This is a genomic window from Mesorhizobium sp. WSM4898 (assembly GCF_029625845.1).
Taxonomy (GTDB): Bacteria; Pseudomonadota; Alphaproteobacteria; order Rhizobiales; family Rhizobiaceae; genus Mesorhizobium.
This window is the reverse complement of the sequence record NZ_JARTVQ010000002.1, coordinates 754,368-777,395: the sequence shown is the minus strand read 5'-3', so window position 1 is coordinate 777,395 and position 23,028 is coordinate 754,368. Positions and strand designations below refer to the sequence as shown.

Genomic DNA, 23,028 nt, shown 5'->3' with positions numbered 1-23,028 from the left:
CGAAATTTCGAGGTTCAGACTGAGGCGAGGGGTTTTCTTGGCGTGAGCGTGCGGCCATCGGGGCCGAAGAGGTAGGCGTCGCCGGCTTCGAAGCCGACCTGCAACGCGGCGCCGACGCCGAGGGTAGAAACCTTGTTGAGCTGAAGCGTGAAATTGCCGGTGCCGCTGTCGGAATTGGTCGTCTGAAGCGGAGAGCCGTCGACGTAGAGGACAGTTTCGCGCCCCAACTGCTCGACCAGACGGACCTGGCTGGAGAAGGCCGGCATTACGTCGTCGCTTGGCTCGACGACACGCAGGGCCTCCGGACGGATGCCGATGGTCACGGCGTCACCAGCCGAAAGGCCGCCGGCGTCGATGCCATCCAAGGTGATGGCAGGGAGGCCGGCGGCGGCTACCGAGACGCTGGATGCCTCGACGCTCACTGCTTTCGCTTCGATGAAATTCATGCGTGGCGCGCCGAGGAAGCCCGCGACGAAAATGTTGGCAGGGTTGGCGTAGAGCTCCAGCGGCGAGCCGACCTGCTCGATCCGGCCCTTGTTGAGGACCACGATTCGGTCGGCCATGGTCATCGCCTCGACCTGGTCGTGGGTGACGTAGATCATCGTCGATCCAAGCTGCGCGTGCAGGCTCGAAAGTTCCACTCGCATCTGAGTGCGCAGCGCGGCATCGAGGTTCGACAGCGGCTCGTCGAACAGGAACACCTCGGGAGAGCGGGTGATCGCGCGGCCGATCGCGACGCGCTGGCGCTGCCCGCCCGACAGTTGCTTCGGGCGCTTGTCGAGCTGCTCCTCCAGACGCAGGATCCGTGCTGCGCGTTTGACGGCGACGTCGATCTCGGTCCTGGGCCGGTGGGCCATCCGCAGGCCGAAGCCCATGTTCTCGGCCACGGTCATGTGTGGGTAGAGTGCATAGGACTGGAAGACCATTGCGATGCCGCGGTCGCCGGGTTCTTCCCTGGTGACGTCTCGCCCGTTGATCACGATGTGGCCGGAGTTGATGGTTTCCAACCCGGCGATCGTCTTCAGCAATGTCGACTTTCCGCAGCCGGAGGGGCCGACCATGACGACGAACTCGCCCTTTTCGATCGTCAGGTCGACCGTCTTCAGGGCATGGTAGCCGGCATAGTGCTTGTCGACTTTTCGCAATTCCACGCTGCTCATATCGAGGCGCCTTTCCGTGCGTGTCGGGTGCGGCAGGGTTCGCGGCGGATCATCCCTTGACGGCTCCCATGGTGAGGCCGGCGACAAAGTGCTTCTGCATCATGAAGAACATCACGACCGGGGGCAGGGCGACGAAGATCGTGGCCGCCGAGATGATGTTCCAGGCCGATGTCCATTCGCCGCGCAGATTGTTCAGGCCTGCGGTAACGGGTTTGACCGCATCACTCTGGGTAAGGACGATCGCCCAGAAATAGTCGTTCCAGACGAAGGTGAAGGTGAGGATCGCGAGTGCCGCCAGTGCAGGCCGGACCAGCGGAACAACCACGTGGCGCAATGTCTGGAACGGCGAGGCGCCTTCGGCGCGCGCCGCCTGGAACAGTTCGCCCGGGAGAGCGGCGATGAAGTTGCGCATGAAAAGCGTGGCGAAGCCGGTCTGGAAGGCAATGTGGAAAACGATCAGCGCATAGACGGTGTCGTAGAGACCCAGCCTCACCATCAGGTCGCGGACCGGGATCATCATGATCTGCGCCGGCAGGAAATTGCCGCCGACGAAGAGGGCGAAGATGAGGTTGGAGCCACGGAACGGGTAGCGCGACAAGACGAAGCCGGTCAGTGTCGACAGGATGAGAACGCCGATGACGGACGGAATGGTGATCAGCAGGCTGTTGAGGAAAAAGCGCAGCATGGCGGTCTGGTCGAAAACCGCCTTGTAGTTGTCGATCAGGCTGAATTTCTGCGGCCAGCCCCAATAGTTGCCGGCCATCAGCTCCTCGTTGGAACGGATCGAGGTCAGCATCACGGCGAGCAGAGGCAGCAGCCACAGGATCACGACCAGGGTTACACCACCTAGATAGAGGGCTCGCTGGATCCTGGCGTTTTCGGGAATGGGGCGCGGGTACATCAGGCGTTGCTCCGCTCGGCCTTGATGAGGCCACTGAGATACCAGGCGATGAAGACGATCATGATCACGAACAGCACGGTGGCGATCGCGGCGCCGTAGCCAAAGCGGTAGGAAAAGATCGACTCCTGATACATCTGGTAGGCGAGCACGGTGGACGAGCCATAGGGGCCGCCACTGGTCATGACCGCGATCATGTCGAAGGAGCGCAGCGCACCGATCACCGTCACCGCGATGGCGATGAAGCCGACCTGCGACAGTTGCGGCAGGACGACATGGCGCAACATGCGCCAGCCGCGCGCACCGTCGACGCGTCCGGCGGCGATCAGATCGTCGTTGAGGCTGTTCAGTCCCGCCAGGAACAGGATCATGCAGAACGCGATCTGTGGCCATAGACCGGCGGCGGCTACCGCGAAGGTGACGAAGGTCTCGTCTGAAAGCAGCGCCGGGGCGGTACTGCCAAAGGCGCCGAAGAGAAGCTGCAGCAGCCCGAAGTTTGGATCATAGACCCATCCGAACACGACACCGACGGTGACGGTCGCCAGCACAAGCGGCACGAAGAACAGCGACTTGAGGATGCGCATGCCTCGGATCTGCTGATTCACGATCAGCGCAAGCGCCAGGCCGATCGGCGGCGCCAGCATGAAGATCAGCAGCCAGATTACGTTGTTCTTGAGCGAGACGTAGAACTGCGGATCGTCGGCCAGTTCGACATAGTTGGCGAGCCCGACCCAGGTCTTGGCGCCAATCCCATCCCAGTCGTGCAGCGAAATCCAGACCGTCTCGATGGAGGCGGCAAGGATCACCGAGCCGAACAGGATGAGGCCCGGCAGCAGGAAAAGTACCGGCGTCAACCAATGACGATTTCTGCGCCAGACAGGAGGCATGGCGTTCCATCCGAAAAAAGAGAGACGGGAGCCGCCGAAAGGCGGCGCCCGTCAGCCAGGGAGGATCAACCGAAGATTCTCTTGCGGGTTTTTTCGAGGCGCTTGAGGATCTGCTCACGTCGCTCAGGCTTGACCATGAATTCCTGCAGCCCCGCCATCCCTTCCTGGGCCATGTCCGGATCGGTGTCGCGATCGTAATATTGCGATGTTCCAACCACTTTCTTCAGTTCCTCGACCGCAGCATTGACCAGCGGGTCCTTGCTTGGCGGGCAGTCGTTGCGAGGCGGGATGGCGCCTTCGGCGGCGAGGAATGCGCCCAGATTTTCCGGCTTGTAGAAATAGGCGAGGAAGTCGCGCGCACCCTGCTTGTTCTTCGCATTCGCCGGAACGTGGATGGAGTTGACCGAAAAATCCTCGTAGCGGGCGACCCCGGGAACGATCTCGGGAAATGGCGCGTAGGCAAGCTGAGGCAAATCCGCTTCCGGAAAAGCGGATCGAACGAAGCCGCCCAGGTCCATCATTGCCGCCTTCTTTTGCGCTAGGGCAGCACCCGCCTGCTCCCATCCGAACGAACTGTGGCTCGGCGAGAAGAAGCCCGCCTTGATCAGATCGTTCCATTTGTCGAAGACTGGCGTCAACATCGGATCGGTGTAGGGAACTTTGCCGTCCATCAGCGCTATGTGCTTGTCGAGCCCGTTGATGCGCAGGTTCATATGGTCGAACCAGCCGCCCGCCGGCCAAAGCTCCTTGGTGCCCATGCTGATCGGGATCATCTTCGCGGACTTTGCCGCCTCGCCGAAGGCTAGGAAGTCGTTCCAGGTCTTGGGCGGTGTCCAGTTGTGTTCGGCGAAGACGTCCTTGCGATAGAAGAGGCCCCAGAGAAGACCTCCCATCGGCAGGCCATACTGCTTTCCGTCGACGGTAACCGCGCTTGTGGTGGCGCCGAGAACGCTCTTGTAGTTCTCCTTGGCGAACAGATCGGAGATGTCGTCAAAAAGGCCCTTGTTGACGAAGGCCTTCATGCGGTTGCCGGAAAACCAGAAGCAGATATCCGGAGCGCCGACGACAAGATAGCTGCGGATTGCCGTCTTATGGGCCTCGTGGTCCATGTTGTTGATGACGATCTTGGCGCCTGATTTTGCCTCATACTCGCTCGCCAGCCGCTGCAGGATCTGTCGCTGCTCGACATTGCTGAGGTTGGAAATGATGGTGATTTCCTGCGCCTGGGCCAAGGCCGGGAGGCAAAGACCAGTCGCCGAAGCTGCGAGTGCCGCGCCAGTGCCCTTGAGGAAACGGCGCCTTGTTGTGGTGAACGCGGAAAAGTCGCTGGTCATGGCTTCTATCTCCTCCCTGAGAACAGCCGGATTCCAATTGAACCATGCGAATTCGTAGCGTATGGATGTCAGCATGGTCAATACTTAATTTACAAAATTAATTATGAGGCAGGAATGAAGCTCAAAGGCGATCAGCAAACGGCCCGCGCGATCAACCGGCGGCTGATCCTGAACCTGCTGCGAAGGCAAGGTGCTATAAGCCGCGCCGAAATCGCCTCTGTTACGGGCCTCAGCCCCGCGGCCGTGACGTTCGTCGTGTCTGAATTGCTCGAGGAAAATATTCTGGTGGAAGGGGAGGCGAGTCTTGGCGCGCCGGGACGTCGACCTATCCCGATCAACATAAACTACGCCGGCAGGCTTGTGGCCGGGCTCAAGCTGAAGGTAGGCGGCATCGATTGTGTGCTGACCGATCTTGCCACGACTCCACTTGTTACGAAGCAGGTCGTTGTCCCCGATCTTTCGCCACAAAGTACGGTGGAGGCCTGCGCCTCGGCAGTCGAGGAGCTGGTTTCCGACCGCAGGGCACCGACAGGCGCCCAGCTCAGCGGGATCGGCATCGCTGTACCAGGCGTCATCGATAACGGTGTCTGCCGGTTGAGCCACCGGTTCAATTGGGCCGATGTGCCGATCGCTGCGATGCTTGCCGAACGCGTGCGCGTACCCGTCTGGGCGGACGACGACACCAACGCATTTGCGCTCGCGCAACAATTGTTCGGACTTGGCCGGCATCATCGCACCGTCGGGGCCCTGGCCATCGGGGCCGGCATCAGCTGCGCGGTGGTCATCGATGGCTCTGTCCATCACGGCGCGAATGGCGCCGCGGGCAAGATGGGTCACTCGACATACGATCCGAACGGGCCGCCATGCGAGTGTGGCAGGCGCGGTTGCCTGCAGACCTTCTTCTCGGAACCGGCCCTGGTGCGGCGATGGAAGGAGGCCAGGCGACTCGCTGGTGAAGTGACGCGCCACGACATGCTGAACGCGGCCAAGACTGGAGACCGGGCAGCCATAGACCTGCTGCAGGAGGCAGGCGAGGGGATTGGACGATACCTGGGCGGTTTCTGCAATATCATCGATCCGGAAGTGATTGTCGGCGGGGGCGAAGCCGTCACCTTTGGCGACTATCTGTTCGGGCCAATGCGCGATGCATTGAAGCGTTATGCCATGTGGAACCCGCCACCGATTACACCCGATTGGGCAGACGATTCCTGGGCGCGTGGCGCCGCGGCGCTTGCGACCCAAAGGCTCTTCGACTTCGAAAGCAGCCCCGGAGAAATCGCCGGCACTGGGCTGCAACGATCAATGGTCAAGTAGCTGCAGGACCAAAGCGGCGTCCTCGTCCCGATTTCGAGCCTTCGTCTCTGCGCGCCTTTCCGTAGCCAACTGTTTGGAAAAGCGATGCTTGGCCGATGGATGAGGTTCGTGCAAAAGGACGCCGGCCGAATGGAAGAAGACCGGCGCGAAGGTGCCGGTCTTGATGTCGTAACGAGCAGAGGAGGTCGGCGACCTCCGGTCTCGGATTGCCTGAGCAGTCAAGCGGCCTTGAGGTTCTTCAAGGCCTTTTCGAAGGCATCCTTGACCGGCATGGATACGTCTTCGGTGGCTCTCAACATCACCGCCTGCAGGGTCTTGGCCTGCTCGACGGAAGTGTCGATCTGTTTGTTCACGAAAGCGGCCTGCAGCTCGAAGAACTCGGACGGCGACTTCACGGCAACCAGTGCTTCCAGGTGAGCGAAGCCGGCTTCGGCATTGGCTCGCAGAGCTGCAATCGTCTTCAGCGACACCTCGTTGCGGGTGGTCTTGGCCACCTCAAGGGTCGACTCAAAAGCCTTTTTAGTCGTCTCGGCGTTCGATTCCAATTTGGAAAATGCTTCCTTCGCCTGCTCAATGCCCTGTTCGGCGACAGCGCGAACCTGCTCGGTAACCTTGTACGGCTCGTAAGTAGCGGATTCCGCGTTTTCGATCGTTTCGGTCTTGCCGGGGATCTTGGACATTTTCCATCCTTTTCCAGAGAGTGGCATTACACAAAGCCCCCCTGTTTCATCTACGAAATCGACACTACGGATTTATGAAGGGGCGAATTGTCGCTCGAGGGCACCACTGCGGCGGCCGGCGCGCTGGCGGCAGCGATCGGTGCAGGTCGTAGTGGCTGCCGTCATTCGGCAGGTCCGCCGGGCGCGAGATTGTGCATCACCGTCTTCGACCAAAAATCAGTCATTCGGTTGTGGCGCAGGAGCGGCCTCTTCGCAATCCACCGCCGCCATTCGACCCTGGCGCAACCTTCTCAGTTATCCTTGGACAGCCAAGACCCCGTCACTCCTCATGCCAAAACGGCCAAGGCGTCCGCGAAGAAACGGTCGCCACCGAAATTGCCTGACTTCAGGGCAAGCAGCAGCTCGCCGTGCGGGCTGCCGAGTGCACGCAGCGCGGGGACACCCGCGGCGATTTCGGGGCCCAACTCGAAGGCGGGAATGGCAAGCTGGTCCACGACGGCGCCGGACGTCTCGCCTCCCGCCACGACCAACCTGCGCACGCCGAGTTCGACCAGACCTTCGGCGATCGTCGCCAGCGACTGCTCGATCGCATGACCGGCAGCCTCACGTCCATGCCGCGCCTGCAGCGCCGAAACCACCTCGGGCGATCCACTGCTGGCGATGAGCACGGGGCCATCGGCCAAGCGGGCGGCCGCCCATGCGAGCGCACGGTGCGTCTCCGCCGCTCCGCTCATCAGCCTTTCCGGATCGAGCCTCAGCACCGGCGTCGTCTCTTCGGCGCGGGCAATCTGCGTCAGGGTCGCCCGCGAACAGCTGCCGGCCAAGCACGCCGCGGGCCCCTTGGCCGGCCGATCCCGCAGCACCGTCCGTTGATGGCGCCGCGCGGTGCCGGCGGCGACCAGGCCGCGGGCGAGACCCAATCCCAGGCCGGACGCTCCGACCGACAGGCGTTGTGCCAAGGCTGCGGCGCCGATCGCTTCAAGATCGCTCTCAAAGACGGCGTCGGCGATTGCCGCTCCGGCTCCATCTTGGGAAAGCGCCGCGTTGCGCGCGCGGATCGCGTCTGCGCCGCGCGCGACCGTCGCGAGGTCGACCGACCCGACCGCTGCCATGCTCTGCCGGGCGAGTACGCGCACCAGATTGGCGTCGCGCATGGGATTGAGCGGGTGATCCTTGAGCGGACTCTCGTTGAGCGGCACCGCGCCGACGAAAAGATTCCCCTGGTAGACGGTTCGGCCGGTTTCCGGAAAGGCCGGCGTCACCAAAACCGATTTCTCATCCACGTCGTGACGCAAGGCGTCCAGCACCGGGCCGATATTGCCGGCATCGGTGGAATCGAAGGTCGAGCAGATCTTGTACATCACATGCGCTGCCCCGCGGGCGCGCAGCCATTGGTCGGCCGCGCGAGCGCGCTCCACCGCCTGCGCTGCCGCAACCGAACGGATCTTGAGCGAGACGACAACCGCGTCGACCTCGGGAAGATCGAGACCTGCGGCCGGAATGCCGATGGTTTGAACCGTGCGAAGACCTTCCTTGGCGAGCGTGTTGGCCAGGTCGGACGCGCCTGTGTAGTCGTCCGCAATTGCGCCGAGGGCGAGGCTCATGGCGAAACTCCGATGCCAGCCTGGGGAAGGGGCTCGCCGGCAAAGGGGGCGAACCAGCCGAGCCCCTCAAGTGTCGTGCCGCTGGGCCGATATTCGCAACCGACGAAACCATCATAGCCCAGCCGGTCCAGTTCCGCGAAGATGAACCGGTCGTTGAGCTCTTCCGAAGTCGGCTCATGGCGGGAGGGCACGCTTGCTATCTGGACATGGCCAATGATCGGCAGCAGCCGGCGCAACGCCATGACGACATCGCCATGCAGGATCTGGCGGTGGTAGACATCGAACTGCAGCTTGAGGTTGGGCAGCGCCAGTTCGCCGATGAGCTGTTCGGCAAAGTCGAAGTCATTGAGGAAATAGCCCGGCATGTCGCGACCATTGATCGGTTCGATCACCAGATCGATGCCGCGATCGGCAAGCTTGCCGGCGGTCCAGAGGATCGCTTTGCGATAGGCATCCATGGCCGCCCTGTCCCCGCGAGCGGCGAGCCCCGACATCAAATGCAGGCACTTCACGCCCGTGGCCTCCGCGTAGGGAAGGGCAGATGCCACGGCGGCCTGAAGCTCGGCGAACCGATCGGGCAAGGCGGCCAGTCCTCGCTCGCCGGCGGCCCAATCGCCAGGCGGCAAATTGAACAGAGCCTGGGTCAAACCGTATCTGCGAAGGCGCTCGCCGATCACCTCGGGCGTGTGCTCGTAAGGAAACAGGAATTCGACCGCACGGAAGCCGGCATCGGCGGCCGCCTGGAACCGATCCAGGAACGGCCACTCGCTGAACATCATTGTCAGGTTGGCGGCAAAGCGGGGCATGGGCGATCCAGTCTTCTCAGGCCGATGTCAGGCCGGTTTGGCTAGGTTTGCGGGTTGTAGGCAGTTCGGTGCCGGTGATCTTTGCGTAGAGCCGGGCGACGGATGCGTCGTCGTCCCGGCCCATTCCAGCCGCCGAGGTCGCCAGGAACATCTGTAGCGCGGCTGCGGCCACCGGCACCGGGAATTTGGCGCTGCGGGCCATATCCTGAATGATGCCGAGGTCCTTGACGAAGATGTCGACCGCGCTGCGCGGTGTGTAGTCGCCGTCCAGCACGTGCGGCACCCGGTTCTCGAACATCCACGAATTGCCTGCGGAGGCAGTTATCACCTCGTAGACCTTGCGGATGTCCAGCCCTTGCCGGGCGGCAAATGCGATGGCTTCGCTGGCCGCCGCGATATGCACGCCAGCAAGCAACTGGTTGATCATCTTGAAGGCTGCACCAACGCCCGGCTCGTCACCGAGTTCATAGACGTTGGCGGCTATTGCATCCAGTGCCGGCCGCGCTCTGGCGAAGGCGGCAGGGCTGCCGGAGGCCAGAATGGTGAGCGCACCCTCGGCGGCGCGCACCGACCCGCCGCTGATCGGCGCGTCGAGATAGAGCCGTCCCGTCGCTTCGAGCGGCGTGGCAAGGCGGCGCACCGCATCGGGATCGATCGTGGCCGAGGAGACGAAAACCGCGCCCTCGGCCATGGTTTCGGCGACGCCGTTCGTACCGAACAGGATGGCCTCCGTTTGCGCGGCGTTGACGACCACCGACACGACGACGTCGGCACCTTCAGCGGCCTCGGCGGGGCTTGCCGCGCCTCGGCCGCCCGCGTCGACGAGCCGGGCGATGGCCGCGGCGTCCACGTCGAAGCCAGCCACTTCAAACCCGGCCCGCCTGAGCGACATGGCCATGCCAAGTCCCATGGAACCGATGCCGATCAGGGCGGCCCGGTTCGTCCTTGCTCCGGCGGGGTTTTCCTTGCTTCGATCATAAACGGTCATCACGGAGATCCTTATTCGAAACGCAATCCGGTTTAGCGATTGACCAGCTTGGGTGGCGTCGTCAGCACCAGGACCGCGCCGAGCACCAGGATTGCGGCGAGCGCATACATGCCGACCTGCGTTGCGCCGGTCAAATCCTTCAGATAGCCGACGAGATACGGGCTAACAAAGCCGGCCAGATTGCCGACCGAATTGATGAGCGCAATGCCTGCCGCGGCACCTGTCCCGGCGAGAAATGACGTCGGCAGCGACCAGAACAGCGGCGCACAGGTGATCGCTCCGGCCGCTGCAACGGACAGGAAGGCGATGGCGATCGTCAGATTCGAGCTGGCGGCCGCGACGACGAAACCGACGGCCCCGAGCAGTGCCGGAACGACCAGGTGCCAACGGCGCTCGCGATGCCTGTCAGCGCTGCGTCCGAACAGATTCATGACCACGACGGCACAGATGAAGGGGATCGCGCTGATCAGTCCGATATTGAAGTTTCCGGTGATGCCGGTCGCCTTGACCAGGGTCGGCATCCAGAAAGTCAGCCCGTACTGGCCCATCACGAAGGTGAAGTAGATAAGGCACATCAGCCAAACTCGGCGATCGCGGAAGATACCGGCTACCGAATGCCCACTCTCCTTGTGACGCTCCTCGCGTGCGATCTCCTCTTCCAGGGCCTGCTTTTCCGTTTCGCTCAGCCACTTGGCTTGACGAATGCCGTTGTCGAGGAAGAACAAGACAGCGATGCCGAGCAGGACGGCTGGAACCGCCTCGATAAGAAACATCCATTGCCATCCGGCGAGGCCGTGGGCGCCATCGAACGAATCCATGATCCAGCCGGAAAGAGGATTGCCCAATATGCCCGAGACCGGGATCGCGGACATGAACACCGCGATGATCTTGGCCCGGCGATGCGAGGGATACCAGTAGGTGAGGAAAAGGATGATCCCCGGGTAGAACCCGGCTTCGGCGACGCCCAGCAGAAAGCGCAACAGGTAGAATGTCGGCGCGGACGTGACGAACATGAAGCCAGCTGAGATCAAACCCCAGGTGATCATGATGCGGGCGATCCACATGCGCGCGCCGACCTTGTGAAGAATGACGTTGCTTGGCACCTCGAAGAGAAAATAGCCGATGAAGAAGATGCCGGCGCCGAGGCCGTAGACGGTCTCGCTGAAGCCGAGGTCGGCCGACATCTGCAGCTTGGCGAAGCCGATATTGACGCGGTCGAGATAGGCAACGACGTAGCACAGCATCAGGAACGGCACGATGCGCCAGAAGACCTTGCTGTAGGCGGTCCTCCTCGTTTCGATTTCAGCTACGGCTTGCGCCGGTAGCGCAGGTGTAAGCACGGTCATTGGTTCCTCCCTTGACTGTGAATGGGGTGTCAGCGCGCCCCGCCGGTGGCGGTTTTGGCAGCGCTTGCGTAACCGGATAACATGCATTGGCAGCGCTGCCAACGAAAAAGTGGCAGCGCTGCCAACAATTGTTTGAAAAGGTTGCCGCGACATGGCAAAAGAGATGGACGGAAGCGAGGACGGTCGAGTGCGACGTCGCGCTCCAGCGGGGAGATCGAAAGTGGCCGACGAGCTGGCCGACGGCACGCCGACGGGGACGACGACCCTTACCGATGTCGCACGCGCGGCCGGCGTCGGCGAGAGCACCGCCTCGCGCGTGTTGCGTGGGCACGGTTCATTTTCGGCCAAGACACGCGAGAGCGTCCTCAATGCCGCGAGAAGCCTCGGCTATGTGCCGAACCGCATCGCCGGCACGCTGGCCTCGACCGGCTCCAAGCTGGTCGGGATCGTGATACCGTCGCTCAGCAACATCGTCTTTCCGGACATGCTGCGCGGCGCCAACACGGTGCTGGTGGGCGCCGGGTTCCAACCTGTCGTCGCGGTGACGGACTACGAACAGGGCCGCGAGGAAACCCTCGTCGAGTCGCTGCTTAGCTGGCGTCCGGCGGGCATGATGGTGGCCGGGCTCGAACACACCGAGCGTACCGTGGCCATGCTCAGGCACGCCCGCATCAGGGTCGCCGAACTGCTCGATTCCGATGGCGATGGCATCGACATCGTCGTCGGTTATTCCAACCGCGAGGCGGGAGGCGCGAGCGCGCGTCATCTGGTCTCGCGCGGCTATCGGCGCATCGGCTATGTGGGCCACGATCTCAGCCGCGATCTGCGCGCCGCCAAACGCTTCGCCGGATTTCGCTCGGCGCTCGCAGAGGCAGGCCTTGAAGTCGCCGCGGAAGAAATCATTCCCTCATCTTCGTCGATCGAGGCCGGGCGCGAGGGTCTCGGCCGGCTGCTCGGGCGCGCCCCCAATCTCGATGCCGTCTATTTCTCTAACGACGACATGGCGATTGGCGGTTATTTCCATTGCCTTGCCCGCGGCATCGCCATCCCCGGCCGGTTGGCGATTTTCGGCTATAACGGCCTGGACGTCGCCCGCGCGGCGCCGCAACCGCTTTCCACCATCCGGACGCCACGCGTCGCGGTCGGAGAGACCGGCGCCCGGCTGGTCTGCTCCGACGGGCCGCCGACGAAGATCGATCTCGGGTTCGAACTGATCGAGGGAGCCACAACATGAGCGAGGCCAAACTTCGCGAAGAGATATGCCGCTTCGGCCGTTCCCTATTCGAGCGCGGGCTGACACCGGGATCATCGGGCAATATCAGTCTGCGGCTCGATGACGGCGGCTGGCTTGTGACGCCGACCAACGCATCGCTGGGCTTTCTCGATCCGGCTCGCCTTGCCAGGCTCGATGCGCAAGGGCGGCTCGTCGCGGGCGATGCGCCGACCAAGGAAATCCCCCTGCATACCGCCCTCTACGAGACGCGGGCAGCAGCGCGTGCGATTGTGCACCTGCACTCAACCCATGCGGTGGCCGTCACCATGCTTCCCGAGATCGATCCCAAGTCGGTCCTGCCGCCAATGACGCCGTACTATCTCATGCGCGCCGGACAGACGGCTTTGGTGCCATATTTCCGTCCCGGAGACCCTGCGGTAGCCGATGCAATCAAAGGGCTCGCTGGACGCTACTCTTCGGTGCTGCTCGCCAACCATGGTCCCGTTGTCGCGGGCGAGACGCTTGAGGCGGCGGTATTCGCTACCGAAGAGCTGGAGGAAACGGCAAAGCTCTATCTGCTTCTGCGCGGCCTCAACCCCCGCTATCTGTCACCGGAGCAGGTCAGCGACCTGGTGCGGACTTTTGGGCTTTCGCTGCAGGAGCATGGTGCGCACGACCACTGAGACCCGATTTCGACCTTCGTGAGGCGCTCCTGGATTGCATAGGTTGGGGGGTGTTACCTGAGCATGTTGCTAAGGGCGTGCGCTTGTTGAAGATGTCCTGACGGCCGGCAGCCTTACGAGATACAGGGCTGGCTGCTACCGAGTTGCGGTCGAGATTGCTTCTCTCTCGCGCTGTTCGGCACTAGACGTTCCGGCGGCGGGCGGACATTCGCCCCGGACCGTCGCTGTCTATCGGTCGCGTTGCGGTCAGGCCGGCTTCGATGGATCTGAGAAGCTCAAGCGCGGCATTGAGCTTGCGTGTGTCGCCGCCGGCGGCCTCGGATACGGCAGTTGCCCACTCCTTGCGCACCAGGGCGTAATTGTGGGCTCCCCGCCGGGTGCGATGGACGCTGACGCCCCGGCGATCTTGCGGGTCGACATGGCGCTCGATCAGCCCCTTGCCTTCCAGGTCGCGCAGCACGGTGGAAACATTGGTGCGCTGCAGCCCGGTCGCCGTCGCGATCTGGCTGGGCGTTGCGGAAGCGTGCGCAACCAGGTGGCGCATCACCATGCCCTCCGATTGCGACAGCGACAGCGCTTTCTCGTCCCTGTAACCGCGAAACTGAATCTCACGGGCAATGATGAGGATGAGGTCGGCCAGGTCCGCCCAGCGAACAGCCGGGGGAGCTTTGCGTGCGGACGAGTCCGGATCGGTTTCCATGGGGCGCAGTTTACAGACTTCCAGCGTCTATGTATATGAGCATAATCGTTATGATAACATAACTATGGTTTCATACGCATCTGGAGGTTCGGATGACCAACTCGACAATCGCCGCCGGGCAAGCTTGGCACACACCTCGTTCCATGGCCCGCGCCGGCGGGCTGCACGGGATTGGCGTGTACGTTCTGCTCGCCGGCGCCTTCCTGCCGATCGCCGACTTTTTCATCGTCAACGTGGCGCTGCCGACCATCGCCACCTCGCTGCAGGCGACGCCGGCCGCACTTGAGCTGGTGGTTTCAGTCTATGGTGTGGCTTACGCCGCCATGCTCGTTCTCGGCGGCAGGCTGGGCGATCGTTTTGGACGCCATAGCCTGTTCTTGGTCGGGCTCTCCGGGTTTATCCTCGCCTCTCTCGCCTGTGGTCTGGCACCCACCATCGATCTCCTTATCGCCGCGCGCCTGGTCCAGGGCGCAATGGCGGCGATGCTCGTGCCGCAGGTGCTTGCGACCTTCCAGGCCACCCTGGAAGGCGAACGCAAGACCCGGGCCATCGCGCTTTACGGCGCCACCTCGGGCATCGCCGCGGTTGTCGGCCAACTCGCCGGCGGACTGCTGGTCAGCGCCAATCTGTTCGGCACGTCCTGGCGGCCGATCTTCCTGATCAACATCCCGCTCGGCGTCATGGTGTTCTTCGCCTCGCGGGCGGTCGTGCCAGCCAACCGCTCGCCGCACCCCGCGGGCATCGACGTCGCCGGCACTATACTTTTCGCCGCCACGCTGACGCTCTGCTGGTGCCGCTGACCGAAGGCCATTCGCTCGGCTGGCCGGCATGGACGTGGACAATGCTGGCTGCAGCCGTCTTGCTTGCCGTCGCGACGGTCACCGTCGAAAGGGCCGCCGAAGCGCGCGGCGAGATGCCGTTGCTGCCGCCGTCGCTGCTCAAGCTGCCCTCGATGTCGCGCGGCCTGGCCATGATCACGCTGTTCAGCGTCGGCTTCGGCGCCTTCATGTTCGTCTTCGCGCTCACCGTCCAGAACGGACTCGGCGCCAACCCGCTCGAAAGCGGCCTCGCCATCCTGCCGATGGCGGCGATGTTCTTCATCGGTTCAGTGGTCAGCCCGCGCATCATCGGCCGCTTCGGCCGCGGGGCGCTCGCGGCCGGCGGTCTGCTGCAGGCGCTTGGACTGGTCACGTTGATCGCAATCACCGTGTCCAGTTGGCCAACGGTGAGCCTCATCGAATTTGCTGTGCCGCTGGTCGTGATCGGGGCCGGACAATCGATGTTGTTCTCGGGCTTGTTCCGGGCCGTGCTTGCCGATGTCCCCAAGCATCTGGCGGGCGTCGGCAGCGGCGTCCTCATCACCCTACAGCAGTCGGGTCTGGCGCTCGGGGTCGCAACCCTGGGCACGCTCTACCTGGCACTGGAGCCGGCGAGCATTTCGCACGCCTTCGGCACGGTCATTGCATGTCAGTTCGTCATTGTCGTCATGCTGGTCCTGTGCACCGGGCTGCTGCCGCGGTTCAACAAGGATCAGGTCGACGGCCAGCCCGTGGAAATGTGATTTCTCAAACAGCGTGGGGACATCACGGCTCTGAGCCGCGAGGGCTGAAGGAAGAGGCCGATCGCGAGCTCTAAGTGGGTAATCATCATCAGTCGTTATTCAACCTGGTGATGATGCAGACGGCGAACTCTGAATTGGACGGCGTAGCCCATCTCGGGAACGCTATGCAAGCAAAACCGGCCTCGGCGCAAATGTTCTCCGCGACGAGAACGAGAGTACCGACGCCGGTCGTGGCCTCGACGAAAGCACATGGAGCTCTGGGATGACCGCCCCTCGCAAGATTCTCGATCACTTGTTCGACGCCACCGGAGGTGCGGAGCCCCGGCTGACCAGCGGCGACATCGTCAGTCCCAGCCGCCGCGCTTTTTTGGCCGCCGGCTGCTTTTGTCTGGCCTGCGGCCTGGCGACGCCGTTGTTCGCGGGCGCATCCATGGCCAAAAGCCAGGCGCCCCGGTTCCATCGTTTGACGCTCGGCGATTTTGAGGTAACGGCGCTGTCCGATGGCAGCAATATGCTCCCCGCGACGAAGTTGCTGCAGGGCGACCCGGCGCGGATCGAGGAAGCACTCAAACGCAGCTATCTCGCCGATGTCGTCGAGACGTCGCACAATTCCTTTCTCGTCAATACCGGAGCCAGGCTGGTGCTGATCGATGCCGGTGCCGGCTCCCTGTTAGGCCCTTGCACCGGCCAGCTGCTGAGCAATCTCAGCGCATCAGGCTATCGGCCGGAGCAGATCGATGAGATCTACCTCACGCATCTGCATACAGACCACGTCGGCGGTCTCATGGTCGACGGCCAGAGAGCCTTCCCCAACGCGGTCGTGCGTGTCGAAAAGCGCGACACCGACTACTGGCTGAGCGAGGCAAACATGCACGCGGCTCCCGCTGAAGCGAAGCGGTTTTTTCAGGCCGCCATGGCATCGATCGGGCCATATCTGCAAGCCGGCAAGCTCGCCGTATTCGATGGCAACACCGATCTTGTGCCTGGCGTGCGCGCACAAACCGCCTATGGCCACACACCCGGACATACAATGTATGTGGTCGAGAGCAAGGGCGAGAAGATCGTCCTGTGGGGCGACGTCGTGCATGTCGCCGCGGTACAATTCAAGGACCCGTCCGTCACGATCCAATATGACGCCGACGCATCGGAAGCCGAGCGCGTGCACGAGCGCGCCTTCGCCGATGCGGCTGACAGCGGCTATATCGTTGGCGGCGCCCACATATCGTTTCCTGGGCTTGGCCGTGTCCGGCGCGACGCCGCGAACGTCTACTCATATGTGCCCCTGAACGGTTAGAACTGGTGCCCAAGGGGGGAAGCCAGGTCCATCTGCGCCCACGGCCTCCCGGATGTCGCTTCCGCCGTAAGATCATGTCGTTCCCACGAGCGGCGCTTCTCCAACCAGTTGGCCATCGAAGGAGGAACCGCAGGCGTCTGTCACCAGGGCGCGAAACCATTGGTGGGCGGGGTGCTGCTGTAATCGTTCGTGCCAGATCAGCTTGTAGAGCAGTTTCTCGGTTTCGAACGGCAACTCGCACACCACCAAGTCACGTCCATCCGCAATGGTTCGCCACGGTCCATTGAAGAAGCCGAGCGGCACGCAGGTGATGAGGTCGCTACGCGAGACAATCTTCATCGCGTCGGCAAAGTGATTGACCACAACGGCGATCGTCCTTGTCCGTCCCGTCAGGCTGAGCCAGCCATCCACCAAGCCGCGTTCCAGAGCGGACGGGGTCGCCAAGACGTGCGCCGCGGCGGTGAATCGATCGAGCGTCAGGCAATCGGCCAGGTCATGTCCGCCGCGCATGACGCAAACGTAGCGATCTGTCTGCAGGCTCCGCACATGCATTTCTCTTGGCAGCGAGGCAAACATGCCCACGGCGCAGTCAAGGGTGCCGCGATCGATTCCTTCCAGCGAGCCTTCATGGGTATGCACCGCGAAGGAAACGCGGGCGCGCGGCGACGCGGCCTGCAATTTCAGCGTAATTTCGCTGACGCCTTCCATCGCGAGACTGTCGGTGACGGCAATGCGAAAACTGGTCGCATCCGACGCGGGATCGAACTCGTCGGGCGCGAAAGAAGCGCGAATTGCCGTGAGCGAGCGATGAAGGTCGGGCCACATCGCGACCATGCGAGCGGTGGGCTGGACCCCCGTTGCCGTCTTGAGGAAAAGTTGATCTTTGGTGAGGCGGCGGGCTCGACGCAACGCATTGCTGACCGCCGGCTGGCTCATCGCCAGGCTCGAGGCCGCACGTGTCACATTCCTCTCCAGCATGATGGCCTCAAGGACCGCAATCAGGTTCAGATCAAGGCGCACGTTATTCACTCAGCAAATGATGCATTGGTCGATTCTAAATTGGACGCATTGATGGCGGCAAGCCATCCTGATGCCGCTGATCGGAGGATAAGGCATGAATGATATAGCTCTCGCGGATGTGCTGCCGAAGCTCACCGGCAAGATCAGTCGCGACCGCATTCGACTGATGCGGGTACCGCGCCCGCCGAAGGATCTGATCGACGGCTTCAAGCGGATCGGCGACGCCACCAGCGTCATCTCGGACATCATGGATGAGCTCGGTATCACCGGCGCGGTTGGCGCATCGGTTCTGAAGCCGACCCTGCCTTCGGTGTCGATCGTCGGTCCGGCGCTTACGGTGCGCAACATCCTGCAACGCGAGCATGTCTACGAAACGGCGAAAAACCACGTCAACCGGATGGCCGAGTTCGAGGCCCACAACCTGGCGCTGCCGGGCGACGTTGTGGTGATCGAGGGCGTTGCCGGCGTTTCGAACATGGGCGGAATTTCGGCCCAAACCGGAAAACGGCAGGGCGAGGCCGGAGCAATCGTGGACGGAGGCGTTCGCGACCTCGGGCATTCGCGGCGGGTCGGATATCCGCTTTGGGCCACCGAGATAACGCCTGTCACCGGCAAATGGCGCATCGAGACCGTGGAGATCAACGGCGAAATCCAAGTCGCCGGCGTGCGCGTTGCTCCAGGCGATATCGTCGTTGCGGACGAAACCGGCGTCTGCTTCATCCCGATTGCCCGGGCCGCCGAAGTTCTGGCAAAGGCGCTGAGGAAGTCGGCGCTTGAAGAGGCCAAGTGCGAAGCAATCGACGCCGGTACCTCCGTTGCGGATCTGCCGGGCAATGCATGAGGCGATAGGTCACCCCGTGAGAAAGCTTCGCGTCGCCATCATCAACGACTACCAGGACGTGGTCCGCACGCTGGACTGCTTCTCCAGGCTGGACGGCCACGACGTCACGATCTGGACCGATATCATCGAGGATGTCGACATTCTGGCAGGTCGCCTGGCGGAGGCGGACGTCCTGGTGCTGATGCGCGAGCGCACCAAGATCGACGAAGCTTTGCTGAGCCGCCTTCCCAAGCTGAAACTCATCAGCCAGAACGGCCACATTCCCCACATCGATCTGGCGGCCTGCGACAGGCACGGTGTCGTCGTTTCGTCCGCTCTGACGTCGCGTCCGTCCTATTCGACCGTCGAACTCACCTGGGGGCTGATTCTTGCGGCGATGCGAAACATTCCTTTCGAGAGCGCGTCGCTGCGGCAAGGCCGTTGGCAGACCACCATAGGCCTCGGCCTGCGCGGCCGCGTCCTCGGCATCTATGGTTTCGGCCGCTTAGGCTCGATGGTCGCGCGGATCGGCAAGGCCTTCGGCATGGAGGTGCTGATCTGGGGGCGCCAAGCCTCGTTGGATCGCGCTAAGGCCGAGGGTTTCAGCGTGGCACAGGACATGGCGTCCCTGTTCAGGCTGTCGGATGTTCTCAGCTTGCATCTGCGGCTGAATGCCGAGACCACCGGCGCGATTGGGCCTGACGACCTGGCCTTAATGAAGCCGACGGCTTTGCTTGTGAACACCAGCCGTGCCGAGTTGATCCAGCCGGGGGCTTTGGTGGCGGCGCTGAAGAGCGGTCGCCCCGGCAACGCGGCGGTCGACGTGTTCGAACGCGAGCCGCTCACCAATCCGGATGACGCCCTGCTCAGGCTTCCAAACGCCCTGTGCACGCCACATCTCGGCTATGTCGAGCGCGACAACTACGAGTTCGCGTACGGCAATGCGTTCGACCAGATCGTAGCCTTCGCGGGGGGAACCCCGATCAATATCCACACCGCTGGCGGCCAGAAACAGGATCACTGAAATGAACCTCGAGCTCGACGGGAAAATTGTCCTGATAACCGGGGGCAGCAAGGGAATAGGGCTGGCCTGCGCACGCGCCTTTGCCAGGGAAGGGGCCCGCGTGGTGATTGTGTCACGCAGCCAGGAGAACCTCGACAACGCCAAGAAAAAGCTGGCCGCCGAGGGGCTGTCGGCAACGAGTTTCGCCGCCGATCTGTCGGACGGGCTTGCGGCAAAGGAAATGGTCGCCGCGCTCGAGGAGCAGGTGGGGCCGATCGCGTCCCTGGTCAATTCGGCCGGCGGCGCCAGGAGAGTTGCCCCCGACGAACTGACGCCGGACAAATGGCGTGACGCGATGGACGCGAAGTTCTTCACCTACATGAACGTCACCGACTACGTCCTGCCGCTGATGGTGGCGCGGGGCGCAGGCACGATCGTCAACATAGTCGGCACCGGCGGCAAGATCGCATCACCCATGCATTTGCCGGGAGGCGCCGCCAACGCGGCGCTGATGCTCGCCTCGGCGGGGCTGGCAGCGGCGTGGGGGCATGCAGGCGTCAGGGTGAACGTGATCAACCCGGCCGCCACCATGACCGAGCGCTTGCAATTGTCGCTTGAAGTCGAATCCAGGGTGACTGGCAAGACGCCGGAAGAATTGCTGCGGCTGAACGAGCAGCGGATTCCGCTGCGGCGCTACGCAAATCCTGAAGAGGTGGCCGATGCCGCGCTTTTCCTCGCCAGCGCAAGATCCTCCTACGTGACGGGCGCTTCGCTGACCATGGATGGAGGACTTACGCCACTGGTTGTCTAGCCGGCGTCGCATCGAGAAAACGGGAGGAAAAGATGTTCACTTGGTACAGGGAGTTGACGACGCGCGAGCGGAACACCTTCTGGGGCTGTTTCGCCGGCTGGGCCGTCGATGCGATGGATGCGCAGCTCTTCAGCTTCGTGCTGCCGATCCTCATCGCGGCCTGGGGAATGACGACGGCGCAGGCCGGCTATCTGGCCACCGCGACGCTGCTCTCCGCGGCGATCGGAGGGTGGCTCTGCGGCTATCTCGCCGACCGTTTCGGCCGTGCCCGCATCATGCAGTTCACGATCCTTTGGTTCTGCGCCTTCACTTTCCTTGCCGGGTTCGCCCAGGACTTCCAGCAACTGATGGTCTTGCGCATCATGCAGGGGCTGGGCTTCGGCGGCGAGTGGGCGGCCGGTGCGGTCCTCATGGGCGAGATCATCCGCGCCGAACATCGCGGAAAGGCCGTAGGCACCGTCCAGAGCGGATTCGGCATCGGCTGGAGCGCCGCCGCGATACTGGGGGGCGTGGTCCTGGCGCATTTGCCACAGGATTACGGATGGCGCGTGCTGCTGATGATCGGTGTGCTCCCCGGCGTGCTGGTCCTCTATCTGCGCCGCAAGATCGAGGAGCCGGAGATCTTCGTCAAAACGCGCGAGCTCGTCGAGAAGAGCGGCGTTCGGCCCGGGCTGGGTGCGATATTTCAGCCTGACGCCCTGCGCGTGACGATCCTTTCTTCATTGCTGGCATTCGGCGTGATCGGAGTCGGCGGTGCGATCGTCAACTGGCTGCCGACCTTCATGAAGACGGTGCGCGAACTGTCGCCGAGCGCATCTGGATATTACCTGTTCGTGGTGACCGGCGGCTCGTTTTTCGGATTTCTGGCCAGCGCATACCTGGCCGATCGTCTCGGGCGGCGGCGGACGTTTCAGCTTTTTCTCGTATGTTCCTGGCTGATCACCATCGCCTATATGTTCTTGCCGCTCTCCGGCTGGTCGCTGATCATCCTGGGTGCGCCGTTCGGCTTCTTCACCATCGGAAACTATGCCGCGCTCGGCCCATTCTTCACCGAGCTTTTCCCCTCCGCCATCCGCGCCAGCGGTCAGAGCTTCGCCTACAATTTCGGCAAGGCGGCCGGTGCGGCCGCCGTGTCCAGCATCGGAATACTGGGGCAACATATCAGCCTGGCGGAGGCGATCGGCCTTGTCGCGCTGTTGGGCTACAGCATCGCTTTCGTCGCGACCCTGATGCTGCCCGAGACGCGGGGAATCCAGCTGACGTCCGGCTATGAACCTCCCGCGCCGCGTCCCGACACCGGCGTTTCCTCGCCACCCGCGCAAGCCTCGGTTTTGCGCGCGAGACGATAGGTCCCTCCAGCCGCACTCGCGCGCTGTCTCCACTCACTCAGACCAGCCGTTCACGAATTTCCCATGGAACAGATCGCGAAGGATCAGCAGAACCATGCGCAAGAGTATTTCGGTGAAAGGACTGAGCCACAGGCATCCAGTTCCCAATGCCTGCCGGATCGGCAACATGGTGTTCTCGGGGGCAATTCATGGCGTCAGCCCGACCACGCAGGAATTGCCGGCCGGAATGGCGGCTCAGTCGGCCAATGTGTTCGCCAACATGCGTGCCGTCATCGAGGCCGCCGGCGGCAGCGCGGAGGACATCATCAAGGTGGATATCTATCTGCGCGACAGCAGCGACAGGGGCCCCGTCAATGAAGAATGGCTGCGGATGTTTCCAGATTCCGAGTCGCGTCCGGCCAGGCACGTTAGGCCGTTGACACCGGACAGCGCTTCCCTGGTGCAATGCGAATTCGTCGCAGTTATCGAGATCTAGATCCGTCTGCTGTACCCAAACGTTTGCAATTCCTGCGTGAGGTCAGTTCAGGTCGATGCATCCCGGCGCCTGCGGTTGCGCGAGAGCGTGGGGCGCGCCGATATGCTGCAGGTCCGTGCGCCAGCCTTCCCAAGCAGATTGGCGATGTCCCCCCAGCCGGTGAAGTCGTCACCGATGACGCCGATCCGCACAGCTTTCAATCGTGCGTGCGCTGCTGCCAGAAGGTGACGGCAAGCTGCTCGAGATGCGTGCGCATGGCCTGCTCGGCGCGATCGGGATCACGGGCCGCGATGCCGTCATAGATCGCCTTGTGCGCCTCGAACGCCGTCTTTTCCTGCCCCTTTGCCGCAAGGGTCACCGTGCGCTGTTCCTTCAGCCACTCCGAGATCTGGTCGTGCAGCGCGATGAAGACTGGATTGCGCGCCATCTTCGCCAGTTCGAAGTGGAAGGCGATGTCGGTTGAGGTGAAGCGCTCGCGGTCGCCGATCGCTTTCCTGTTGGCTTCGAGCGCAGTCGCCAGCGCCTCGAGGTCCGTGGCCGTCGCGTGCCGGGCGGCCTCGCGCGCCAGCCCAACTTCGAAGAACAGGCGCGCGCCCTGGAAGTAGCGATGTCCCTCCTCGGTCGAAAGCATCTGGCGCACGGCCGGCGCCATGCCGGTGAAGATATGTGAAGCCGTCGGCATCAGCACCTTGGCCCGCGCGCCGTTGGTGAGTTCGACCAGCCCGGCCTTCTGCAGCGAGATCAGCGCCTCGCGGATGGCGGGCCGGCCGACGCCGAAGCGCGTCTGCAGGTCGCGCTCGGGCGGCAGCTGGTCTCCGGGCTTCAGCTTGCCGGACAGGATCTGCGCCTCGAGATGCGAGGCCACGTGCTCGAAGAGCTTCTTGCGTTCTATAACGAGAGGGTCGACCATAGACCTTTCATACCATCATACTTGACAACCATGCAACTGCTTGCAAGGATGACCGCAACATAACCAGACAAGGCCGGATCGGCTAGCGGCTGCGCTCGCCGAAAGCGCGTTTCCACAAGATCCTGGAAGCGGCGCCCCCGGCTTTGCCGAAAACAACCCGTGGTGGGACAGG

At 62.9% G+C, this 23,028-nt stretch carries 23 protein-coding genes; 11 read left to right on the top strand and 12 right to left on the bottom strand.

All coding sequences use genetic code 11. The features are described 5' to 3' along the window. Positions 1-14: 14 nt before the first annotated feature. From P9228_RS11170 to P9228_RS11155, 4 genes are all read right to left on the bottom strand, one after another. Positions 15-1,160, bottom strand: coding sequence for an ABC transporter ATP-binding protein (locus P9228_RS11170; RefSeq protein WP_067320467.1), 1,146 nt, complete (start codon positions 1,158-1,160; stop codon positions 15-17). A gap of 49 nt (positions 1,161-1,209) precedes the next feature. Beyond that, positions 1,210-2,061: a carbohydrate ABC transporter permease gene (locus tag P9228_RS11165; protein WP_127245915.1), complete on the bottom strand. Its 852-nt coding sequence runs from the start codon at positions 2,059-2,061 to the stop codon at positions 1,210-1,212. After that, a complete protein-coding gene (locus tag P9228_RS11160; RefSeq protein ID WP_278053440.1) occupies positions 2,061-2,945 on the bottom strand; it encodes a sugar ABC transporter permease in 885 nt (294 codons plus the stop codon). Before P9228_RS11160 ends, P9228_RS11165 begins: the two co-directional genes overlap by 1 nt. A gap of 65 nt (positions 2,946-3,010) precedes the next feature. Continuing rightward, the gene (locus tag P9228_RS11155; RefSeq protein WP_278053439.1) at positions 3,011-4,279 is read right to left on the bottom strand and encodes an ABC transporter substrate-binding protein; all 1,269 of its coding nucleotides are present in this window, start codon (positions 4,277-4,279) and stop codon (positions 3,011-3,013) included. A 114-nt stretch (positions 4,280-4,393) separates the two neighbouring features. Between P9228_RS11155 and P9228_RS11150 the strand changes: the two genes are divergently transcribed. Next, positions 4,394-5,593 carry an ROK family protein gene (locus P9228_RS11150; RefSeq protein WP_067320474.1) on the top strand — a complete coding sequence of 400 codons (1,200 nt, stop codon included), beginning with the start codon at positions 4,394-4,396 and terminating at the stop codon, positions 5,591-5,593. A 218-nt stretch (positions 5,594-5,811) separates the two neighbouring features. Here the strand turns inward: P9228_RS11150 and P9228_RS11145 are convergent, their stop codons facing one another. From P9228_RS11145 to P9228_RS11125, 5 genes are all read right to left on the bottom strand, one after another. Continuing rightward, positions 5,812-6,273: a phasin gene (locus tag P9228_RS11145; protein ID WP_278053438.1), complete on the bottom strand. Its 462-nt coding sequence runs from the start codon at positions 6,271-6,273 to the stop codon at positions 5,812-5,814. A 326-nt stretch (positions 6,274-6,599) separates the two neighbouring features. Next, positions 6,600-7,877 carry a 3-oxo-tetronate kinase gene (gene otnK / locus P9228_RS11140; RefSeq protein ID WP_278053436.1) on the bottom strand — a complete coding sequence of 426 codons (1,278 nt, stop codon included), beginning with the start codon at positions 7,875-7,877 and terminating at the stop codon, positions 6,600-6,602. Next, on the bottom strand, positions 7,874-8,683 hold the full coding sequence (otnI, locus tag P9228_RS11135) for a 2-oxo-tetronate isomerase (RefSeq protein WP_278053435.1): 810 nt from the start codon (positions 8,681-8,683) through the stop codon (positions 7,874-7,876). The genes otnK and otnI overlap by 4 nt, the downstream gene beginning before the upstream one ends. A 16-nt stretch (positions 8,684-8,699) precedes the next feature. Beyond that, positions 8,700-9,671 (bottom strand): L-threonate dehydrogenase, encoded by a 972-nt coding sequence (gene ltnD, locus P9228_RS11130; protein ID WP_095826164.1) that lies wholly within the window; start codon positions 9,669-9,671, stop codon positions 8,700-8,702. Between the two features lie 32 nt (positions 9,672-9,703). Continuing rightward, positions 9,704-11,017 carry an MFS transporter gene (locus P9228_RS11125; RefSeq protein WP_067320488.1) on the bottom strand — a complete coding sequence of 438 codons (1,314 nt, stop codon included), beginning with the start codon at positions 11,015-11,017 and terminating at the stop codon, positions 9,704-9,706. Between the two features lie 220 nt (positions 11,018-11,237). Here P9228_RS11125 and P9228_RS11120 point away from each other — a divergent pair, with 220 nt between their 5' ends. Continuing rightward, positions 11,238-12,251 (top strand): LacI family DNA-binding transcriptional regulator, encoded by a 1,014-nt coding sequence (locus tag P9228_RS11120; RefSeq protein WP_245322509.1) that lies wholly within the window; start codon positions 11,238-11,240, stop codon positions 12,249-12,251. Beyond that, complete coding sequence (locus P9228_RS11115; protein ID WP_095826166.1) at positions 12,248-12,913, top strand: aldolase; 666 nt, start codon at positions 12,248-12,250, stop codon at positions 12,911-12,913. The genes P9228_RS11120 and P9228_RS11115 overlap by 4 nt, the downstream gene beginning before the upstream one ends. Positions 12,914-13,094: 181 nt before the next feature. Here the strand turns inward: P9228_RS11115 and P9228_RS11110 are convergent, their stop codons facing one another. Next, complete coding sequence (locus P9228_RS11110; RefSeq protein ID WP_067320497.1) at positions 13,095-13,613, bottom strand: MarR family transcriptional regulator; 519 nt, start codon at positions 13,611-13,613, stop codon at positions 13,095-13,097. Between the two features lie 92 nt (positions 13,614-13,705). Between P9228_RS11110 and P9228_RS11105 the strand changes: the two genes are divergently transcribed. The 3 genes from P9228_RS11105 (at position 13,706) to P9228_RS11095 (ending at position 16,468) form a co-directional block, all read left to right on the top strand. Then, positions 13,706-14,413, top strand: coding sequence for an MFS transporter (locus tag P9228_RS11105; protein ID WP_278053427.1), 708 nt, complete (start codon positions 13,706-13,708; stop codon positions 14,411-14,413). A 41-nt stretch (positions 14,414-14,454) separates the two neighbouring features. Beyond that, positions 14,455-15,174 carry an MFS transporter gene (locus P9228_RS11100; protein ID WP_278053426.1) on the top strand — a complete coding sequence of 240 codons (720 nt, stop codon included), beginning with the start codon at positions 14,455-14,457 and terminating at the stop codon, positions 15,172-15,174. A gap of 292 nt (positions 15,175-15,466) precedes the next feature. Next, positions 15,467-16,468 carry an MBL fold metallo-hydrolase gene (locus P9228_RS11095; RefSeq protein WP_278053424.1) on the top strand — a complete coding sequence of 334 codons (1,002 nt, stop codon included), beginning with the start codon at positions 15,467-15,469 and terminating at the stop codon, positions 16,466-16,468. A 72-nt stretch (positions 16,469-16,540) separates the two neighbouring features. Here P9228_RS11095 and P9228_RS11090 read toward each other — a convergent pair whose 3' ends face one another. After that, a complete protein-coding gene (locus P9228_RS11090) occupies positions 16,541-17,488 on the bottom strand; it encodes a LysR family transcriptional regulator (protein WP_278053422.1) in 948 nt (315 codons plus the stop codon). 94 nt (positions 17,489-17,582) lie between these two features. Between P9228_RS11090 and P9228_RS11085 the strand changes: the two genes are divergently transcribed. The 5 genes from P9228_RS11085 (at position 17,583) to P9228_RS11065 (ending at position 21,946) form a co-directional block, all read left to right on the top strand. Continuing rightward, positions 17,583-18,329: an RraA family protein gene (locus tag P9228_RS11085; protein ID WP_095802639.1), complete on the top strand. Its 747-nt coding sequence runs from the start codon at positions 17,583-17,585 to the stop codon at positions 18,327-18,329. Positions 18,330-18,387: 58 nt separating this feature from the next. After that, positions 18,388-19,332, top strand: coding sequence for a D-2-hydroxyacid dehydrogenase family protein (locus tag P9228_RS11080; RefSeq protein ID WP_347404274.1), 945 nt, complete (start codon positions 18,388-18,390; stop codon positions 19,330-19,332). Between the two features lies 1 nt (position 19,333). Continuing rightward, positions 19,334-20,122, top strand: a complete 789-nt coding sequence (locus P9228_RS11075; RefSeq protein ID WP_278053420.1) for an SDR family oxidoreductase — start codon at positions 19,334-19,336, stop codon at positions 20,120-20,122. Between the two features lie 32 nt (positions 20,123-20,154). Further along, positions 20,155-21,471 (top strand): MFS transporter, encoded by a 1,317-nt coding sequence (locus tag P9228_RS11070; protein WP_278053418.1) that lies wholly within the window; start codon positions 20,155-20,157, stop codon positions 21,469-21,471. Between the two features lie 94 nt (positions 21,472-21,565). Beyond that, positions 21,566-21,946: a RidA family protein gene (locus tag P9228_RS11065; RefSeq protein WP_095802636.1), complete on the top strand. Its 381-nt coding sequence runs from the start codon at positions 21,566-21,568 to the stop codon at positions 21,944-21,946. A 196-nt stretch (positions 21,947-22,142) separates the two neighbouring features. On the opposite strand, the gene nanR is transcribed toward P9228_RS11065, so the two are convergent. Then, positions 22,143-22,856, bottom strand: a complete 714-nt coding sequence (nanR, locus tag P9228_RS11060) for a transcriptional regulator NanR (RefSeq protein ID WP_095779524.1) — start codon at positions 22,854-22,856, stop codon at positions 22,143-22,145. Positions 22,857-23,028: the final 172 nt, after the last annotated feature.

Bases quoted from the DNA above. Each gene is read 5' to 3' on its own strand.
- P9228_RS11105 (WP_278053427.1), top strand. From the start codon at position 13,706: ATGACCAACTCGACAATCGCCGCCGGGCAAGCTTGGCACACACCTCGT.
- P9228_RS11065 (WP_095802636.1), top strand. From the start codon at position 21,566: ATGCGCAAGAGTATTTCGGTGAAAGGACTGAGCCACAGGCATCCAGTT.
- P9228_RS11110 (WP_067320497.1), bottom strand. From the start codon at position 13,613: ATGGAAACCGATCCGGACTCGTCCGCACGCAAAGCTCCCCCGGCTGTT.
- P9228_RS11150 (WP_067320474.1), top strand. From the start codon at position 4,394: ATGAAGCTCAAAGGCGATCAGCAAACGGCCCGCGCGATCAACCGGCGG.
- P9228_RS11145 (WP_278053438.1), bottom strand. From the start codon at position 6,273: ATGTCCAAGATCCCCGGCAAGACCGAAACGATCGAAAACGCGGAATCC.
- P9228_RS11170 (WP_067320467.1), bottom strand. From the start codon at position 1,160: ATGAGCAGCGTGGAATTGCGAAAAGTCGACAAGCACTATGCCGGCTAC.
- P9228_RS11160 (WP_278053440.1), bottom strand. From the start codon at position 2,945: ATGCCTCCTGTCTGGCGCAGAAATCGTCATTGGTTGACGCCGGTACTT.
- P9228_RS11165 (WP_127245915.1), bottom strand. From the start codon at position 2,061: ATGTACCCGCGCCCCATTCCCGAAAACGCCAGGATCCAGCGAGCCCTC.
- P9228_RS11155 (WP_278053439.1), bottom strand. From the start codon at position 4,279: ATGACCAGCGACTTTTCCGCGTTCACCACAACAAGGCGCCGTTTCCTC.
- P9228_RS11075 (WP_278053420.1), top strand. From the start codon at position 19,334: ATGAACCTCGAGCTCGACGGGAAAATTGTCCTGATAACCGGGGGCAGC.
- nanR (WP_095779524.1), bottom strand. From the start codon at position 22,856: ATGGTCGACCCTCTCGTTATAGAACGCAAGAAGCTCTTCGAGCACGTG.
- ltnD (WP_095826164.1), bottom strand. From the start codon at position 9,671: ATGACCGTTTATGATCGAAGCAAGGAAAACCCCGCCGGAGCAAGGACG.
- P9228_RS11100 (WP_278053426.1), top strand. From the start codon at position 14,455: ATGCTGGCTGCAGCCGTCTTGCTTGCCGTCGCGACGGTCACCGTCGAA.
- otnI (WP_278053435.1), bottom strand. From the start codon at position 8,683: ATGCCCCGCTTTGCCGCCAACCTGACAATGATGTTCAGCGAGTGGCCG.
- P9228_RS11125 (WP_067320488.1), bottom strand. From the start codon at position 11,017: ATGACCGTGCTTACACCTGCGCTACCGGCGCAAGCCGTAGCTGAAATC.
- P9228_RS11115 (WP_095826166.1), top strand. From the start codon at position 12,248: ATGAGCGAGGCCAAACTTCGCGAAGAGATATGCCGCTTCGGCCGTTCC.
- otnK (WP_278053436.1), bottom strand. From the start codon at position 7,877: ATGAGCCTCGCCCTCGGCGCAATTGCGGACGACTACACAGGCGCGTCC.
- P9228_RS11070 (WP_278053418.1), top strand. From the start codon at position 20,155: ATGTTCACTTGGTACAGGGAGTTGACGACGCGCGAGCGGAACACCTTC.
- P9228_RS11085 (WP_095802639.1), top strand. From the start codon at position 17,583: ATGAATGATATAGCTCTCGCGGATGTGCTGCCGAAGCTCACCGGCAAG.